Here is a 16,316-nt window from a genome sequence, read left to right on the forward strand (position 1 = left end):
CCCCCCCCCCCCCCCCCCCCCCCCCCCCCCCCCCCCCCCCCCCCCCCCCCCCCCCCCCCCCCCCCCCCCCCCCCCCCCCCCCCCCCCCACCCCCCCCACCCCCCCCCCCCCCCCCCCCCCCCCCCGGGCGCCGCCAGGCTGCGGCCCGGCGCAGTGTTTAGCACGTAGGGTGTGTGAAACGAGCGCCGGAAACCGACCCTAGGAGGAGAATGCGCGCCTACGTCCTCCTCCTGCTGGTGGTCATCTTCTATGCCGGCAATATCCTGACCGGCAAAGCGCTCAGCGACCTGCCACCTTTAACCATCGCGTTCTTCCGGGTCTTCATTGCCTTCCTGGTGCTGCTCCCGCTGGGATACCGCAGCGCCTGGCAGTCCCGTCGACTGTTCCTCCAGCATCGCAAACCGCTGCTGCTGCTGACGCTCACGGGAGTCGCCCTCTTTAATACGCTGATCTACAGCGCCCTCCAATTCACCTCGGCCACCAACGTTTCCGTGCTGGAGGCATCGGTTCCGGCGGCAACGGTGGCCCTGAGCTTCTGGCTGCTGCGCGAACGGCTAAGGGCGATCCAGTGGTTCGGCGTCGTGCTCTCCATGTGCGGGGCGCTGTGGGTGGTGACCAACGGGCAGCTGATGAGCCTCGCAGACCTGTCCTGGAACATCGGCGACGCCATCATGGCAGCGGCCGCGGTGTCCTGGGCGGTCTATTCGATCGCGGTGAAGAAGTATCTGCATCTGTTCCCGTCCTACGGGGCGGTCCTGGTCATGACCGGACTGTCGGTCATGATCCTGCTGCCCGTCATGGCGGCGGAGTGGCTGATCGTGGGAGTCCCGCAGATCGGCGGAGGCCACTGGTCCGGGCTGGTGTATCTCGGCGTCTTCCCGTCGGTGATTGCCCTGATGCTGTACAACCGGGCCGTTGCCGTGCTGGGGGCGTCCGAGACGTCCGTGTTCCTGAACTTCGTGCCGGTCTTCACCATGCTCGGTGCGTATCTGCTGCTGAACGAGAGCATCAGCGGCATGCAGCTGCTCGGCGCGGCCCTGGTGATGTGCGGCGTGTTTTTCACCACCCGGGACACGAGGACCGCCGGGCGCAAAGACTCGCGGCACACCCTCGAACCTCGCAAAGATTCGGCCGCCGAGGAGATTCCCTGAGCCGACATTTCGGCGGAAGCGCCCGCCGCCCATCGGCGTAGGGTGATTTTAAGGCGGCATGATGCGCTGTAAGGCGGCGCGTGCGGTGAGTGTGCGCATGAGCCTTGACGGTTAACCGAGGGAAGGATGGATATGGAACCCGAGGATTTCGACCTGCTGGTGATCGGCGGCGGGAAGGCCGGCAAGTCGCTGGCGATGGACCTGGCCAAGTCCGGCCAGAAGGTGGCGATGGTGGAGCGGGCGATGGTAGGCGGCACCTGCATCAATGTGGCGTGCATTCCCACCAAGACCCTCATCCAGTCCGGCCGGGTGCTGGACACCGTGCGCCGGGCGGCCGAGTTCGGCGTGGCAGGCGCGGAGCAGCCACGGATGGACCTCGAGCTGCTGCGCCGCCGCAAGGAGGACGTGGTGGACACGATGGTCGCCGGGCAGCAGAAGCTGTTCACGGGGTCGGGCATGGACTTTATCCTGGGCGAGGCCAAGTTCGTGGCCGAAAAAACCGTGGAAGTCGCACTGAACGACGGCGGCGCCCGGCTCCTGCGCGGCACCGACGTCGTTCTCAATCTGGGCACCGAGCCGGCCCTGCCCAACATCGACGGCTTGGCCGAATCCAGGGTGCAGACCAGCAACACCCTGCTGCACCTTGAGCAGCTGCCGACGAGCATGGTGATCCTGGGCGGCGGCTACATCGGCTGCGAGTTCGCCGACCTGCTGAACACCATCGGCGTGCAGGTCACGGTCATCCAGCGCGCCGGGCAGCTGCTGCCGCGGGAGGACGCCGACGTGGCCGAGCTGGTGGCCCGGAAGTTCGCCGACGCCGGGATCACGCTGAAGCTCGAGGCGTCCGCGGAGAAGATCGAGCGCGCCGCCGACGGGAGCGCGACCGTGACGCTGTCCACCGGGGAGACCGTCACCGCGGACGACGTGCTGGTGGCGCTGGGACGCCGGCCGATGACGGACGGGATGGGGCTGGAGAAGGCCGGGGTCGAGCTGACGGACAAGGGCTTCGTCCAGGTGGACACGCAGCTGCGCACCACGGCCGACGGCGTCTGGGCCGCCGGCGACGCGGCTGGCTCGCCGCAGTTCACCCACGCTTCCTACGACGACTACCGGATCCTGAAAACCAACCTGGCTGCCGCCCGGGGCGAGGGCGAGCCCCGGTCCGCCCAGGGACGGCTGATCCCCTACACCGTCTTTACGACGCCGGAGCTCGCCAGGGTGGGGATGACGGAGGCACAGGCCCGGGACGCCGGCCACGAGGTGCGTATCGCGAGGATGCCCGTGAGCGCGATCCCCCGCGCCCGGACCCTCGGTCAGCTGGACGGTGAATGGAAGGCCGTGCTGGACCGGAAGACCGGCAAGATCCTGGGTGCCGCGCTGCTGGGAACTGGGGCCAGCGAGGCGATCGCGGTGCTGCAGATGGCGATGATCGGCGGGATGGACTTCACCGCGGTGCGCGATGCCATCATCACGCACCCCACCATCTCCGAGGGGTTAAACCTGTTGTTCACACCTGCGTGGCTGGAGGACTAGGCGCCAAGGCGGCTTCCCCTGTCAGCGTCTTCCACGGCCGCGTCCCGGACCTCAAGCTCCGCGGTAAGTACGTAGTACTGGACCAGCGCGTCCCGTGCCGGATGTTCGCAGTCCAGCTGTTCGAAGCATTGGTTGCTGAGCGTCAGCAGCTGGTCCGTGGAAAGAACCGACAGATCGCGCGGAAACGGTGAAGGCTCGGACGTTGACTTGATGCTGTTCATGCCGCTCCTTGGAATCGTGCCCGGGCCATGGGCAAGGCGGGGCACTCGGGAAGATTTGCGGGGACGGCGATCGCCAACGTGCGGTGAAAGGCGCGGCCTGCGTCGCATCAACTGCTTCTCCGGCGCTGAACCGTTCGAGCATTTCCAGGCCGCGGCGCTCAATGTGCTGCGCCTCGGACAGATCGACCGTGACCACCATTCCGTGGGCCAGGCGATCCATGCGTTGGACAAGAGGTAAAAGCGCTGTGCAGCTGTCGGCGGTCAGGCAACCGCCCACCTCGATGACCGCTGAGACACGGTCCATATCAATCCTGACAAGCACACGCAGTTTGTGAACCAATGATCGGCGCTCCATAAGAGTGGATCGATGGCCAACTGCTTAACCGGACCCAACGGTACAAGAACATCACCCGCTGCTCAAGGGCTTGGGCGATGCGGTCGCCGGCTATTTATCGAAGTGGGTTTCGGCGGAGGGGGCTCCGGTAGAGGCTACGATGTCGGACGCCAGATCACGGAGTTTGATGTTGCGCGTATTGGAGGCAGACTTCAGCATCGCGAACGCCTCGTCCTGGCTGCAGCGGCTTTGGCCCATGATGATCCCGACGGCCACGGCAATGGTCGTTCGGGATTCCAGCGCCGCTTTCAGGTCCGCTTCGGTCTCGCGGTGGCGGGCCAGCCGGACGGCCAGGGACAGCGCCTGGGAGGCTTGGTGCGCGTACTGCTCGGCAGCCTTGAGGGCGTCCGCATCGAATCTCCGCGGCAGGTCGGAGTAGAGGTTCAGCCCGGCGCTGTCCCCGGTTTCGAGCGGGATCGGCACGGCCAGGATGGACCGAATGCCCTGGGCCAAAACGACCTTGGTGTACGCAGGCCAAGTGGTCTCTACCTGCAGGTCGGCGATATGGACAACCGTGTGCTCACGGGCTGCGCGCAGGCAGGGTCCGTCCGAATAGGCGTACTGGATTTCGTCCATCTTCTGCGCACGATCGCTGCTGCTGGCGACCGTGCCGGCCTTCTTGTGGCGCAGCAGCGTGATACCGCTCAGGAGCTCCTCGCCGGGTCGGGACAGATTGTGCACCGCCAAACGGGCGACTGCGTTCAGGAACGCCTCGATGTCCGCACTGTCGGCAGCCAGTCCGTGAAGAAAATCTTTGACCGTCGTCTCGGAATCATCATAAAATTCGCGTGCCATGATGCCCTCCACTGATGCTCCGGCGTACGCTCCACGCTACACCTCGTGAGGTGGGTCACAGCTAGGGCAGTATGCGATTCGGCTGCTGCTCGGGACGGCCGCCGGCGCCGGATCTGCTTCGCCCGGGCCTATGCCGCCGCCTGCCGCAGGGCGTCGCGCATTGCCACGGTCTCCGGATGCCGACGGGCGTACCACCACAGGCAGGCCAGCAGCACCAAATAGACCAGGACGAGGCCACCCGCCACACCAACCAGGAGGTCAGCCCAGTCCATTTCTGCTCCGTTCCCGGCACGGGCGCGCCGTCGTACTTTGCCTTGGCCGCGCTACGGCAACTGTAGGGCAGACAGGGACGTCGATGTGCGGTAGCGTCCAACCATCACAGCGGTCCGGGCGTGTGGGGCGGCTTCGGCAATCCTTCGGAGGGAGACTCATGCTGCGGGGAATGAGTACGGTCAGCTACTACACCCCCGACCTGCCGGCGGCGGTCGAGTGGTACTCCGACCTGCTGGGCAAGAAGCCCTACTTTGAGCAGCCGGGTTATGCGGAGTTCCGGGTCGGCGACTACGAGCATGAGCTGGGGCTGATCGACACCATGCACGCTCCGCCTGGACACGCCATCGACCCGGGCGGCGCGATCCTCTACTGGCATGTGGACGATGTGAGGGCCGTGCGGCAGCGCCTGCTGGAGAAGGGCGCAAAAGAGTTGGAGCCCGTCACGGAACGCGGACACGGATTTGTCACGGCCTCGGTCGTTGATCCGTTCGGCAACGTGCTCGGCATCATGCAGAACCCGCACTATCTGGAGATGCTGCACTCCTCCGCTCCGGAGGCCTGAAGCGTAGGCGCTGCCGCCAACGCTGCCCGGGTGGCTGGACCGCCCAGTTCACCGTGAGGGTGGTGGAAGCCCACCGGAAGCGCTTGGTGAACGCGGCCCTGCCGGCGAAGATCCGCCCGGCGGCGCCGACGCTCAGCCGCCGGTCGAACCGGATCCGCGCCCACGGCGCCAGCTGGAAGCTCAGGTCCAGGTCGTCGTGGATGTCCGGCCGGTCGCGGTGGATGCCTGCCTTCGCCCGTTCCCAGGCGGTCCGTCGCATGGCGAAGTTCGATCCCCATACCGGCAGGGCCGCCATCGCGAGGCCGGCGCCGAACCGATAGCCGGAGCCATAGGCGGCGGAGGCGAGCCGGGCCACCGGCCGCGGCAGGTCGTAGAACACGCCCGGCCCGGTCAGCGCGTCGAGGCCGGGATCGGCGTCGAAGGCCGCACCGATCCGCGCCAGCCAGTCGGCGGGGGGACGGGTGTCGGCGTCGCAGCGGACGATGACACCGTATGTGGCAGCGTCGTGGCCCGCGGTGGCGGCCTCGAAGCCCGCGGTGGCGGCGTCGTAGCCCGCAGCCGATGCGGCCGGGATGCCGGGACGTGGTTCGACGACGACGCGCGCCCCGGCCGCCCGTGCCACGTGGGCCGAGGAATCGGTGCAGTTGTTGTCCACGACGACGACCTCGAAGGCCGGACGAGTTTGCCGCCCCAGCAGCGCGAGGCATTCGGCGAGCGCCGCGGCGTCGTCGAGCACCGGGATCACCACGATCATGATGGTTTGATGGCGACCCTCGGGACGGACCTGAGCGGCGCCGTCGCCCCGCGGTCTCACCGGACTCCCGCGTACCAGATCAGCAGCATCGTGACCAGGAAACCGACCACGTAGTTCAGCCACAGGAACCGTTTCCACCCCGCGTTCGCGGCCGGCGAGCCGGCGTCGTCGATCCCGGCGAAGCGCAGCACGTTGCCCAGGTAGGGCAGGGCAAGGAGCCCGGCCAACGGGCCCGGCCAATCGGTGGCCAGCATCAGCAGTCCGGCGGCCGCATAGGCAGCGGCGGAGACCAGCACGGTACGGCGGGCACCCAGCACCGTGCCGATCGACCCGAGCCCGGCCTCGCGGTCCGGGACCACATCCTGCACCGCGCCGAAGGCATGGCTGGCCACGCCCCAGAGGAAGTACGCGGCCAACAGCGCCCACAGCCCCGGGGTGAAGCCGGCGCCGGCCAGGACCAGCCCGTAGACCGCGGGCGAGACGAAGTGCGTGCTGGAGGTCAGCGAATCCAGGAACGGCCGTTCCTTGAACCGCAGCCCCGGCGCACTGTACGCGTAGACCGCGGCCAGCGAGACCAGCAGCACCAGGTTGGACGCCACGCTGCCGGCTACCGCCAGGACCGCGATGAACGGCACTGTGGCCACGGCACTGGCCTGCAGGATCGCGCGGTGACGGGCCTTGTCCACCACCGCGCCCTCGGCCCCGCCCTTGCGCGGGTTGAGCAGGTCCGATTCGTAGTCGAAGACGTCGTTGATGCCGTACATCGCCAGGTTGTACGGGACCAGGAAGAAGACGGTGCCCACCAACAGCAGCCAGTCGATGCCGCCGGAGGCCAGCAGGTAGCCGGCGGCGAAGGGGTAGGCGGTGTTGACCCAAGACACCGGCCGGGAGGTGATGACCAGTTCGCGGATCACGGCGACTCCCCTCCCCCGTCGGCCCGGTCGGCTGCGCGGTCGGGACCGTGTCGGGTATCGAGACCGTTGGCGCGGTCGGCGCGGCCGCTGGCCCCGTCATCGGCACGACGGCGGCGATCCCCTCCGGTGAGCATCAGCCACAGCGCGGGCAGCAGCAGCGCCGCGCCCAGCGGATAGGCAAAGTCCTCGATCGGCGCCAGGCCGATCCGGAGTCCGGCCAGCGTGTGTCCGCCGTAGTCGAACAGCCCGGAGGCGATCATGACGTTGTCGAACACGGCGGTGAGCACCCACAGCGCCGCGACGGACAGGCCGGCCGCCGCCGCAGCCCCGCGGGGCACCCGCCTGGCCAGCACCGCGGCCACTGCCGCGGCAGCCGCGACGCCGAGGAAGACCCAGTTCAGCTCCAGAAAACTCACGCCGTACCACCGCCCGCCGACGTGCCGTCGTCGTGGCTGACCAATTGCGGTCCAGCCGTGCCGACACCCCGCCGGTGCCGGCCCCACGCCAGCAGACCGGTGAACAGGATCATGGTTTGGTAGCAGAGGAAGGCCAGGAAGAAGGCCTCCTCCAGCGGCAGTTCCGGGCCCAGCATGATGCCGGTCATCAGCGGCGAGTCGCGGTACACGAAGATTCCCAGCGCGATCGCCCAGACGTCCCAGGCCAGGAAGTAGGCCAGCCCGATGGTTAGGGTGACGGCGGCCGCGATCGGCCGGGCGAAGAAGAACAGCCTGTAGCGCGCGTCCAGCAGGGTCATGCAGCCCAGCAGCGCCACCAGCACGGCCAGGTAGATCATGCGCTCCTCCCCGCACCATCCGACGACGGCGCCTGGCCGGGCGCCGCCAGGTCCGGTTCCGGCAGTGCCCCGGGCGTCCCGATCCCCTGCACGGCCTTGAGCACCAGCTCGGCACTGATCAGGCACATGGGCACGCCGATGCCCGGCCGGACCGAACTGCCGGCGTAGTGCAGCCCGTCCACCAGGCGGCTCCTGTTGCCCGGCCGCAGGAAGGCGCTCTGCCGCAGGGTATGCGCCGGACCCAGCGCACCGCCGCGCCAGGCGTTGAAGCCGTCCGCGAAGTCCGCCGGGCCGTAGGTGCGGCGGACGACGATCCGGCCACGCAGGTCAGCCGCGCCCGTCCAGGCGGCCAGCTGGTCGATGGCAGCTTCCGCGACCGCTTCCACGACGGCCGCCCCGGAACCGTCGTCCCCGCCCGAGCCCCAGGCCGGCGCCGCCGGTGCGGGAACCAGGATGAACAGGTTCTCGTCCCCGGCCGGCGCCACGCCTGCGTCGGTGGTGCTGGGTTTGCAGACATAGATGGAGGTCTCCCGTGCCAACGCCCGCCCGGCGCGGATTCGGCTGAAGTTCTCCCTCCAGTCCCGGGTGAAGAGCAGGTTGTGGTGGGCCAGCTGCGGCAGCGCCCCGCGCACGCCCAGGCAGACCAGCACGGCGCTGGGTCCGGGGTCGCGGCGCCGCCACACCCGTTCCGGGTGGCTGCGCACGTGCGCCGGCAGCAGCGCGGTCTCCACGTGGTGCAGATCCGCCGCGGCGACGACGACGCCCGCCGCCGTCCGGTGTTCGGCGCCGTCGGCATCCGACCAGAGCACCGCCTCGCAGCGGGCCTTCGCGCCGGACTGCGCGGTGAGAATCCGCCGGGCGGTGGCCCGGGTTTCGATCCGGACGCCGGCCTCCCGCGCCAGCCGCTCCATCGCATCGACCAAGGCGGCGAACCCGCCCATCGGGTAGTACACGCCGTCGTCCAGGTCCAGGTGGCTCATCAGGTGGTACATCGCCGGCGCACGGTACGGGCTGGTTCCCAGGAACACCGCCGGGTACCCCAGCACCTGGTGCAGCCGCGGGTCCGTGAACCGTTCACGGACGTAGCGGTCCAGGCTCCAGCCCAGCAGCTTGGTCAGCCGGGGCGCCCGGCGCAGCACGTGCGGGTGGGCCAGGTTGCGCAGGCTGGCGAAGTCGTCGTACAGGAAGTGCTCCTTGGCCAGCCGGTACGTTTCCGCTGCCTCATCGAGGTAGCGGTGCAAGGCCGGCCCGGACCCCGGCTGCAGGCCTTCGAAGAGTCCCGCCACGTTGTCGCGGCCCGAGCGCACTTCCGTGGCCGCCGGATACCCCTCGAACCAGATGCGGTAGCCGGGGTCCAGTCTCACCAGCTCCAGCTGGTCCGCGGCGCTGGTGCCCATCAGCTTGAACCAGTGGTCGATCACCTCCGGCATCAGGTACCAGGACGGGCCGGTGTCGAAACGGAAGCCGTCACGCTCGTGCCGTCCCGCCCGGCCGCCCAGCCCGGAGCGTTGCTCCAGCAGGGTGACGCGGTGCCCGGCCCGGGCCAGCAGCCCGGCCGTTGCCAGTCCCGAGACCCCGCCGCCGATCACCACCACCGGTTGGCCTGCGGCGCCGCCGGCCTGCGGAGCCGTTCCCGCTGCCCGTGGGCGAGGGGTCAGCCTGTGCATGAACGACGCCGGGCCCATCAGGCGGCGCTCCTTCCGCGCAGCCGCTGGCGGGTAAGGATCCGCAGGGCGATCGCCGCCTTCTGCGGCGTGCCGACACGCACCCGGCGGGAGAGCATCTCGTCCGCCGGTATCCGCTCCAGCCGGTCCACCAGCGCGCTGAACAAGGCATGGGCCAGTGCGACGGCGGTGCAGGCGCCGGGCGGGAGCAGCCCGATGCCCCGCTGTGCGGCAGCAAGATCCGCGCGGATGTCGGCCACCAGCGCGAGCTTCCGTTCCTCGTCCAATGCCTCGGCGCCCGACAGCGGGAAGTAGCAGCGGCCCAGTTCGGCCCGGTCGGCGGCGAGGTCGCGCAGGAAGTTGACCTTCTGGAAGGCGGAGCCGAGCCGGCGGGCGGCGGCGGCGAGCTCGTCGTCCCGGCCGGGCATCGCACCCGGCATCGTTTGGAACACCCGCAGGCACATCAACCCCACCACTTCGGCGGAGCCGTAGATGTAGTCCACCAGCGAATCGGCGGTGTGTTCGGCCACCGTAATGTCCGCGCGCATCGAGGCGAAAAACGGCCGGGTCAGGTCGACGCCAATGCCGCAGGCGCGGGCCGTCCCCGCGAACGCGTGCACCACCATGTTGGTGCTGTAACCGGTCAGCAGCGCGGTTTCGGTCTCGTGTTCCAGCCGGTCCAGCTGGTCGCGCACGGCCACGGCGTCGAGCCCCGCCGCCGCAGCCGCACCGTCCACCGCTTCGTCGGCCACCCGGACCAGCGCATAGATGTTGGCGATGTGCCGGCGTTCCTCCGGCCCGAGCAGCCGGCACGCCAGGCCGAAGGACGTGGAATAGCGGGCAATCACGACGCCGGCACTCCGGCCGGCGGCGTCGGTATAGCGGAGCAGCGGGTTCGGTTCCATGGCCGCTAGTTCCCCCTCGTCAACACGTGGTTGCAGACCCGTGCCAGTTCGCTCCACGCGCCGGCGTCCAGCGGCAGGCTGCGGGACTCCTCGAGCGCTTCGTCCACCAGGCTGCGGGCCAGCCCCATTGCCTGCGTGTCGGCCCCGCAGTCCTTGAGCGCCGCGCGGACCTCGCCGACCCCCGCCGCGCCGCGCCGAAACGCAGCCAGCAGGCCGTCGAACCCATCCGCCTCTGCCGCATACGCGGTCAGCACGGTGCGTTTACCTTCGCGCAGGTCGGATTCGGCAGACTTGCCCGTGGTACCGAGCTCCCCGAATGTCCCCAGAACGTCGTCCACGATCTGGTAGGCCAGGCCGATGCGGCGACCCACCGCGGCGAGCGCTTCGGCCGGCTGCTCGTCGGCGCCGGCCAACAGCGCCCCGGCTTTCAGCGGCGCCTCGAACGAGTAGGCCGCCGTCTTCAAACTTTCCATGCCGAGGACGTCACCCAGGAGCGGGCTCCCCGTCGCGGCGGACAGCAGGACATCGTCGAGTTCGCCCGCCGCGGAGGCAAAGACGGCGTCGTGGACCGTATCCATCAGGACGTCGGCGCACGGCAGCCCCGCGCCGGAGCTGCCGGCCATCCGCAGGGCACCGGTCAGCAGGAGGTCGCCGGCAATGATCGACGCCGAGTGGCCCAGATGTTCGGCCTCGGCACGGGACAGCCCGAGACCCACGGCGTCGTCCCGGTAACGGGCTCCGATGGTCGGCAAGCCGCGGCGGAGGAAGTCCCTGTCAATGACGTCGTCGTGCACTACCAGCGCCGTGTGCAGCAGCTCGAACGCCGCCGCAAGCCTGGCACAGCGGCGCGGATCCTCGCCGCCGAAGGATCTATAGGCGAGGTGCACCATCCTGGGCCGCATCCGCTTGCCGCCACCCAGCGCAGCATTAATGCGGTCCCACAGCACGGGGAAGGAACGCGAAAGCGTGCCGGCCCGGGCGCGATTCCCTGCCGCGAAACGCTGAAGTTCCGACTCGACGAGGGGACCTAGGCGTTGCCAGTCACAGGAGTCCGACGCTGCCCCGGCGCTCGCGCGGCTTTCGGCGTCCAGAGTCATGACTGACCTTCTCCCCAAGGTGGGGACGCGATGGCTGCCCCCGTCAGTTCTGCAAATTCGTTGTTCCATAGTGTGCGTCACTCCGCCCCAGTACGCGACCATTGCCACCGGTTGGCGGGGCCCGGATCCCCAAGTAGCTGGTCGTTTTGGCGGGCCGGGCGCCAATGTCGGCCAAAGGCTTGCCAGCGGCTGTCCCATCATGGAAAGTGGTAAGCACACTTAGCATCGTTGGGGTATATCGTCCGGACCCCGGCGCCATGTGAGGCCGGTCAAGGCTTCCTCGCGAAAAGGAAAAAACCATGACACCGACACCGCAACAACCTGTCACCGACGACAGCATCAAGGTCCGCCAGCTCAGCCATTACCAGTTCACCTGGGTGGCCGGCGAGCCGGGCGCCCCGGGCACCTGGACCCTGCAGCTGGTCCTCGACCAGGGCGCGTGGGAAGAGGTGCTGACGCTGGACGCCGACGACGCCGACAACCTTCAGGACCTCCTCTCCACCGCGGAGACCGTGTACTACGACATCAAGCGCCGCACGCTGATGTTCGGCACCGCCAAGGCCGGCCACCACTAGCCGTCGCTGGTGGAACCAGCCGGGCACTAAGCCGACAACGGTTTCCGCGCGGGCGGCTGTGCTGCCATGCTGGTTGCGTGACAACAATCTCGACCGAACCGCCCCGGACCGCGCTGAGCTGGAAACTGGTGCCGGCGGTGTTCCTCTCGGCGTCTGGCGTGCTGCTTTTTGCCGTCGAGAACGGCCCCCTTGGCTACAGCCTGCTCGCGCTAAGCATTGCTACGGCGGCGCTGGTCGACCTGGAGTTTGTGCGGCACCTCGGGCTGATCGCCGCGGGAATGCTGATCATCAGCCTGGTCCCGCTGAACGCCGACCTGAGCATCGGGCACATGGCCCTGATGGGCGGCGCCCTCGCGTTGGCCGTCCTGGTGCCGTGGCTGGTGTCCAGGTTCGTCTACCGCGAGAAGATCATCAGATTCCCGATCAACACCGGCCGCAAATGGCCGCTGTCTGCCAAGCTGTACCTCATCGGCGTCGTGGCGCTCGGCTATTTCATCCTGCCGGTGTACCTCGTCAGCACGGGCGTTTACCAAAACTGGCCGGATGCCTCCGACCCCACGATCTTCTGGCGGCTCTTCCTCGGCGTGAACGCCGTGGGCATCTGGGACGAACTGTTCTTCATCTGCACCACCTTCACGCTGCTGCGCCGGCACTTTCCCGACTGGCTGGCCAACATCCTGCAGGCCGTCGTGTTCTCGTCCTTCCTGTGGGAAATCGGATACCAGGCCTGGGGGCCGCTGCTGACCTTCCCGTTCGCGCTGCTGCAGGGCTACACCTTCAAGCTGACGAAGTCGTTCACCTACGTGGTATCCGTGCACCTGATCTTCGACTTCGTGCTGTTCCTGGCGCTGGTCCACGCGCACAACCGCGACTGGCTGCCGATCTTCTTGTACTGACCCCTCTGCTCCCGCCCGCACCCAGGATGCAAAGGGCCCGGCGACACTCCCTGCAGTGGGAGTGTCGCCGGGCCCTGGTGCGGCTTGGCGCGCGGGTAGGCCGCCGCCGGGCTACTTCGTCTTCTTGGCCGCACCCTTTTCGGTCTTGGCGCCTTCGGTAGCAAGTTCACCGGCGCTGTTTTCCAAGTGTGCGCGCATGAACCACTGGAAAAGCTCTAGCTCGGCGGTCTGGCCGATCAGCATATCCTCCGTGACCGGATCGATCTCGCCGACGGTTTCGATGGCCTCGCGGTGGTCGGAGATCACGCCGTTGTACACGAGGTCCAGGGCGGCCAGATGCTCGGCAGTCCCGGCACGGTGGATGTCGTAGTCATCCCAGCTGCGTTCCTTGACCAGGGCGCCGGGCAAACCGTTCGGCGAGACGCCCAAGGTGGCGATGCGCTCGGCGGTCGCGTCGATCATGGCGCGGACCTTTTCGATCTGCGGGTCCAGCATTTCGTGGACGCCGATGAAGTCGCGGCCCACCACGTTCCAATGTGCGTGCTTGAGCGTCAGCTGCAGGTCATTGAGGGCGTGAAGCCGCATCTGCAAGAGGTCCGCGACCTTGACACCCTCTTCAATTTCGAGCCCCGGTACGGTGTAGCTTGCCTTCGATCGGTTCGTTTCCGCCATGAGAAACCTCCTTGTGTAGGTGCTGCCGCTTGTCGGCGTGCTGCTATTTCCAACCTAGCCACGGCCGGCGGTTTCGTCCCGTCGGAGCCGCTTCCGTCAGCCAAGGGCGAAATTCAGCACGCTTACTAATCTCCCGGGGCTCCCCTGGCAATGAACCGAATAACGACGGCGGAGACCAGCACCACCGCCGCGCAGATGCCGGCCGCAATCGCGGTGCCCTCGTCGACCAGCCCGCCATCCAGTCGTCCGACGGCGATCCACGCCAGGCCCCAGGTGGTGGCCAGGGCCGGGGCCATCCGGCCGCGGCTGTACAGGGCGGTTCCGACGCCGATCGCCGCCGCGACGGCGAGCACGATGGAAGATAGCAAGGTCACCGGCAGCTCCATGCCGTCCAGCCCGGACGCCGCGAGGACGGCCGAGGTGTTGGCGACCGTGGCCACCGTGACCCAGCCCAGGTACAGCCCGAAGGTGCCGTCGGTGATCAGGGTGTCCAGCCACGCGCCGGAAGTCGACCAGACCAGCAGCACGAGGATGCGCGCCAGCACCGCCAGCAGGACAACGATCACCGTCAGGCTGAACACCAACAGGCCCGCCTGCACCACCCAGATCCAGGCCGCGTTCAGGAGCATGGCCGCCACGGCCCAGGGCCGCAAGGCCGCGTGCCGTTCCGACTGCCGCTGCGCCGGCAGCAGTTGCCACACCGCGTAGGCCAGCAGGCCCAGGTAAATGACCGACCAGATACGGAAGGCCGCCGAGGCAGGGGCCAGCGGCGTCGAGTCTTCGTTCAACCAACCCCCTGCCGCCTCCTGAATCGGCGTCCCCAGGAGCGCCCCGCTGCCCAGGAAGGCGGCGGCTATGGCCACCAGGGAACTGACCAACACCAGGATCGGCACGGCCGGTCCGGTCCTCGTCTCCGTTTGCTGCTGCATGATTCCTCCGGCTGTCGACGAATGTTAGGTGCGCTGCGAGACTTTCCTGTCTTGACCGGAGGGACAGCTAGGTGTCGAGGGTGCCGCGGACGATGCTGACGCTGGAGTGCTCGGGGTTACCGTCCAACGGTTCGTCCGAAATATCGACGATGGGGAACTGCGACAGGTCCAGCCCTTCCGGGATGGCGAACCTACCGGTGTCCGACTCCATCACGCCGAGGCTGACCAGGGCGGACAAATCCGGCGCTATGAGCCACACCTCCTGATATCCCTGCGCCTCGTTCTCACTCAGCCGGATCTCAAGTTCCCTGATGCCGTTGGCTTCCACCACCCGGGCCGTTCCGGTGGCCGCGTATTGCTCCAGCGGCTCCAGCGCCGCCTGCGCCAGGGTGGCGGCGTCGCGGGTGACGCCCCAGGAGATGCCGATGGCGGCAATGATCGCCACCGCCGCCGCGGCGGCCAGCCAGGCGGGCAGGTGCCGGGAGGGCCGGCGCCGGGAGGAGGGAGGTCCGGCCGGGAGGCGTCGGGCAGCCTGGGGCTTGGCAGGCACCCCCTGGGATGACGGGGTCCGGAACGGCCGGCGCCCCGCCGGGGCGGTTTCTGCACGGCCCTGCAAAGGGTCCGCGGCCAGTTCGGGGGAAAGCGCCAGCTCCCGGTGAATGGTTTCCCAGACCGCCGGGCCGGGTGAGTCCAGGGTCGGTTCGGGGTCGGCCCTCACTGCCTCCACCGCCCGGCGGAGCGCCTGGTACTCGTCCGAGCACTGGCTGCAGTGGCGCAGATGGTCCCTGTCGGACTGGTTGCCGACGGCGTCGTCCAGCGCCAGCAGGCTGATCAGTTCCGGATCAAGATGCTGCATGGCCGACCTCCAAACGGCTCCTCAGGTGGTGCAAACTGCGATGAATATGGCTCTTGACGGTACCAACGGGAAGGTCCAGCCGGTGGGAGATCTGCTCGTGGGTCAGATCCTCGTAGAACGCCAAGCGCATGATGGAGCCCTTGGGTTCGCCCAGCCGCTCCAGCTCGTCGTCCAGCAGCAGGCGGTCTGCGAGGACTTCCGGCGACTGTGCGTCCCGGGCGAATTCGGGGTCAGGCATTACCGCCGAAACGGCCCGGAGTTTGTGCTGCTCCCGGGCGGCGGAGGAATACGCATCAGCGATGGCGCGGCGGGTGATTCCCACGATCCACGCCGGCAACCGGCCGAGCGCGGGATCAAATCCTTCCCGGGCTCGCCAGGCCCGGATAAATACTTCCTGCGTGATGTCGTCCGCCGAGGACTTGTCCCGCAGTGCCCTGGCGGCCAGCGTGTGGACGAGCGGGGCCAGGTGCCGGTAAGCATCGGCGATGGCAGACTCCTCGCCGGCAGCGAAGGCCGCATCGATGTCCGTGTCCCACGCATCGAAAGGATGAGGTACCAAGCCTGCGTCCTTCCTGGTGGTGGGAGGAAACGCCACGCAAACAGGTGTTGAAGGACCGGAGAAGTCAGTCAGGAACTGCCGTGACAACCACATTGTGGCTGTAATCCTTTCGTGCGTCCAGCCATTGGCCACCGCAGGTGACCAGCTTGAGCAGCGGTTTTCCATCACGGCGAAAGATCCCCTGTCCGTCGAAATCGTCCTTGTCCATCAGCGACACCTCGGTGACTCGGTAGGTAACGGGCTCGGCCGCCTCCCGTTCGACCGTGATGAGGGTGCCCGGCTCGAGCTGCCTCAGTTCGGAGAAGGGAGCCAGGCCCGTCAGGGTGTCGACATGGGCCGCCAGCACCGCGGTCCCCGTCCGGTCACCCGGCGCGGCACCGTAGCGGTACCAACCCGCCTGCTTAACCGACTCGGGGATTTCCATGGCGTTATCAGTATTGACGCCGACGTCGACGACGCTCACATCGATTGACGTACCGGCCACGAGCAGCCGGGTGGGCGGTGTCTCGTCGCTGGCGGTGGTCAGTGGTGCGGCGGGCTGCACCGGGATATCCGCAGGATCCGGGATCTTTTCGACCAGCGGGACCGCGGTATCCACGGGCCCGGCTGGGGTTTTTTCAGCTGCCGGGGAAGCGGCCGGTACCAGTTGCCGGCTCGCGGCCGGCTGCAGCGGTGCGGCACAGCCGGTAGCGGCGATCAAGACACCGCAGCACAGGAGCCCTGCGCGGGTGCCCATCGTCGTCGTCAGTACGGTCATGATTCTTTCCTCAAGG

The 16,316-nt window shown here is 68.2% G+C and carries 20 protein-coding genes; 5 read left to right on the forward strand and 15 right to left on the reverse strand.

The annotated features are described in order from the left end of the window. Nucleotides 1-209 precede the first annotated feature (209 nt). Together AC5RUK_RS16125 and AC5RUK_RS16130 are read left to right on the forward strand one after the other, a co-directional pair. A complete protein-coding gene (locus AC5RUK_RS16125; RefSeq protein WP_494152805.1) occupies nt 210-1,151 on the forward strand; it encodes a DMT family transporter in 942 nt (313 codons plus the stop codon). A gap of 132 nt (nt 1,152-1,283) precedes the next feature. Then, nucleotides 1,284-2,684 carry a dihydrolipoyl dehydrogenase family protein gene (locus AC5RUK_RS16130; RefSeq protein WP_494152806.1) on the forward strand — a complete coding sequence of 467 codons (1,401 nt, stop codon included), beginning with the start codon at nt 1,284-1,286 and terminating at the stop codon, nt 2,682-2,684. Here AC5RUK_RS16130 and AC5RUK_RS16135 read toward each other — a convergent pair. The 3 genes from AC5RUK_RS16135 to AC5RUK_RS16145 form a co-directional block, all read right to left on the reverse strand. Beyond that, on the reverse strand, nt 2,681-2,905 hold the full coding sequence (locus AC5RUK_RS16135; RefSeq protein WP_494152807.1) for a hypothetical protein: 225 nt from the start codon (nt 2,903-2,905) through the stop codon (nt 2,681-2,683). The genes AC5RUK_RS16130 and AC5RUK_RS16135 overlap by 4 nt on opposite strands. Before the next feature lie 445 nt (nt 2,906-3,350). Beyond that, nucleotides 3,351-4,094 (reverse strand): ANTAR domain-containing protein, encoded by a 744-nt coding sequence (locus tag AC5RUK_RS16140; RefSeq protein ID WP_494152808.1) that lies wholly within the window; start codon nt 4,092-4,094, stop codon nt 3,351-3,353. A 128-nt stretch (nt 4,095-4,222) separates the two neighbouring features. Continuing rightward, the gene (locus AC5RUK_RS16145; protein ID WP_494152809.1) at nt 4,223-4,366 is read right to left on the reverse strand and encodes a hypothetical protein; all 144 of its coding nucleotides are present in this window, start codon (nt 4,364-4,366) and stop codon (nt 4,223-4,225) included. A gap of 170 nt (nt 4,367-4,536) precedes the next feature. Here AC5RUK_RS16145 and AC5RUK_RS16150 point away from each other — a divergent pair, with 170 nt between their 5' ends. After that, nucleotides 4,537-4,929: a VOC family protein gene (locus tag AC5RUK_RS16150; RefSeq protein WP_494023495.1), complete on the forward strand. Its 393-nt coding sequence runs from the start codon at nt 4,537-4,539 to the stop codon at nt 4,927-4,929. On the opposite strand, the gene AC5RUK_RS16155 is transcribed toward AC5RUK_RS16150, so the two are convergent. Genes AC5RUK_RS16155 through AC5RUK_RS16185 form a run of 7 tightly spaced genes read right to left on the reverse strand, consistent with a single transcriptional unit; the run spans nt 4,874 to nt 11,056 of the window. Beyond that, nucleotides 4,874-5,683 carry a glycosyltransferase family 2 protein gene (locus AC5RUK_RS16155; RefSeq protein WP_494152810.1) on the reverse strand — a complete coding sequence of 270 codons (810 nt, stop codon included), beginning with the start codon at nt 5,681-5,683 and terminating at the stop codon, nt 4,874-4,876. The genes AC5RUK_RS16150 and AC5RUK_RS16155 overlap by 56 nt on opposite strands. 56 nt (nt 5,684-5,739) lie before the next feature. Further along, complete coding sequence (locus tag AC5RUK_RS16160; protein ID WP_494152811.1) at nt 5,740-6,597, reverse strand: prenyltransferase; 858 nt, start codon at nt 6,595-6,597, stop codon at nt 5,740-5,742. After that, nucleotides 6,594-7,013: a lycopene cyclase domain-containing protein gene (locus tag AC5RUK_RS16165; protein WP_494152812.1), complete on the reverse strand. Its 420-nt coding sequence runs from the start codon at nt 7,011-7,013 to the stop codon at nt 6,594-6,596. Before AC5RUK_RS16165 ends, AC5RUK_RS16160 begins: the two co-directional genes overlap by 4 nt. Beyond that, entirely contained in the window at nt 7,010-7,390 is a 381-nt protein-coding gene (locus AC5RUK_RS16170; RefSeq protein ID WP_494152813.1) for a lycopene cyclase domain-containing protein, read from the reverse strand. Before AC5RUK_RS16170 ends, AC5RUK_RS16165 begins: the two co-directional genes overlap by 4 nt. Next, the gene (gene crtI / locus AC5RUK_RS16175; RefSeq protein ID WP_494152814.1) at nt 7,387-9,075 is read right to left on the reverse strand and encodes a phytoene desaturase family protein; all 1,689 of its coding nucleotides are present in this window, start codon (nt 9,073-9,075) and stop codon (nt 7,387-7,389) included. The genes AC5RUK_RS16170 and crtI overlap by 4 nt, the downstream gene beginning before the upstream one ends. Then, nucleotides 9,075-9,959, reverse strand: a complete 885-nt coding sequence (locus AC5RUK_RS16180; protein WP_494152815.1) for a phytoene/squalene synthase family protein — start codon at nt 9,957-9,959, stop codon at nt 9,075-9,077. Before AC5RUK_RS16180 ends, crtI begins: the two co-directional genes overlap by 1 nt. Before the next feature lie 5 nt (nt 9,960-9,964). Next, nucleotides 9,965-11,056: a polyprenyl synthetase family protein gene (locus AC5RUK_RS16185; protein WP_494152816.1), complete on the reverse strand. Its 1,092-nt coding sequence runs from the start codon at nt 11,054-11,056 to the stop codon at nt 9,965-9,967. Between the two features lie 299 nt (nt 11,057-11,355). On the opposite strand from AC5RUK_RS16185, the gene AC5RUK_RS16190 reads away from it, so the two are divergent. Both AC5RUK_RS16190 and AC5RUK_RS16195 read left to right on the forward strand, forming a co-directional pair. Continuing rightward, nucleotides 11,356-11,631 (forward strand): hypothetical protein, encoded by a 276-nt coding sequence (locus AC5RUK_RS16190; protein WP_494108244.1) that lies wholly within the window; start codon nt 11,356-11,358, stop codon nt 11,629-11,631. A gap of 77 nt (nt 11,632-11,708) precedes the next feature. Further along, complete coding sequence (locus tag AC5RUK_RS16195; protein ID WP_494152817.1) at nt 11,709-12,527, forward strand: CPBP family intramembrane glutamic endopeptidase; 819 nt, start codon at nt 11,709-11,711, stop codon at nt 12,525-12,527. Between the two features lie 111 nt (nt 12,528-12,638). On the opposite strand, the gene AC5RUK_RS16200 is transcribed toward AC5RUK_RS16195, so the two are convergent. The 5 genes from AC5RUK_RS16200 to AC5RUK_RS16220 all read right to left on the reverse strand — a co-directional run bounded on the left by AC5RUK_RS16200 (nt 12,639) and on the right by AC5RUK_RS16220 (nt 16,300). Then, entirely contained in the window at nt 12,639-13,199 is a 561-nt protein-coding gene (locus AC5RUK_RS16200; protein WP_494152818.1) for a Dps family protein, read from the reverse strand. A gap of 125 nt (nt 13,200-13,324) precedes the next feature. After that, nucleotides 13,325-14,128 carry a TspO-related membrane protein gene (locus tag AC5RUK_RS16205; RefSeq protein ID WP_494152819.1) on the reverse strand — a complete coding sequence of 268 codons (804 nt, stop codon included), beginning with the start codon at nt 14,126-14,128 and terminating at the stop codon, nt 13,325-13,327. Between the two features lie 67 nt (nt 14,129-14,195). Then, nucleotides 14,196-14,984, reverse strand: coding sequence for an anti-sigma factor domain-containing protein (locus AC5RUK_RS16210; protein ID WP_494152820.1), 789 nt, complete (start codon nt 14,982-14,984; stop codon nt 14,196-14,198). After that, a complete protein-coding gene (locus AC5RUK_RS16215) occupies nt 14,971-15,543 on the reverse strand; it encodes an RNA polymerase sigma factor (protein WP_493987736.1) in 573 nt (190 codons plus the stop codon). The genes AC5RUK_RS16210 and AC5RUK_RS16215 overlap by 14 nt, the downstream gene beginning before the upstream one ends. A 64-nt stretch (nt 15,544-15,607) precedes the next feature. After that, on the reverse strand, nt 15,608-16,300 hold the full coding sequence (locus tag AC5RUK_RS16220) for a class F sortase (protein WP_493987735.1): 693 nt from the start codon (nt 16,298-16,300) through the stop codon (nt 15,608-15,610). Nucleotides 16,301-16,316: the final 16 nt, after the last annotated feature.

It is taken from the genome of Arthrobacter sp. Y3223065 (assembly GCF_059090885.1).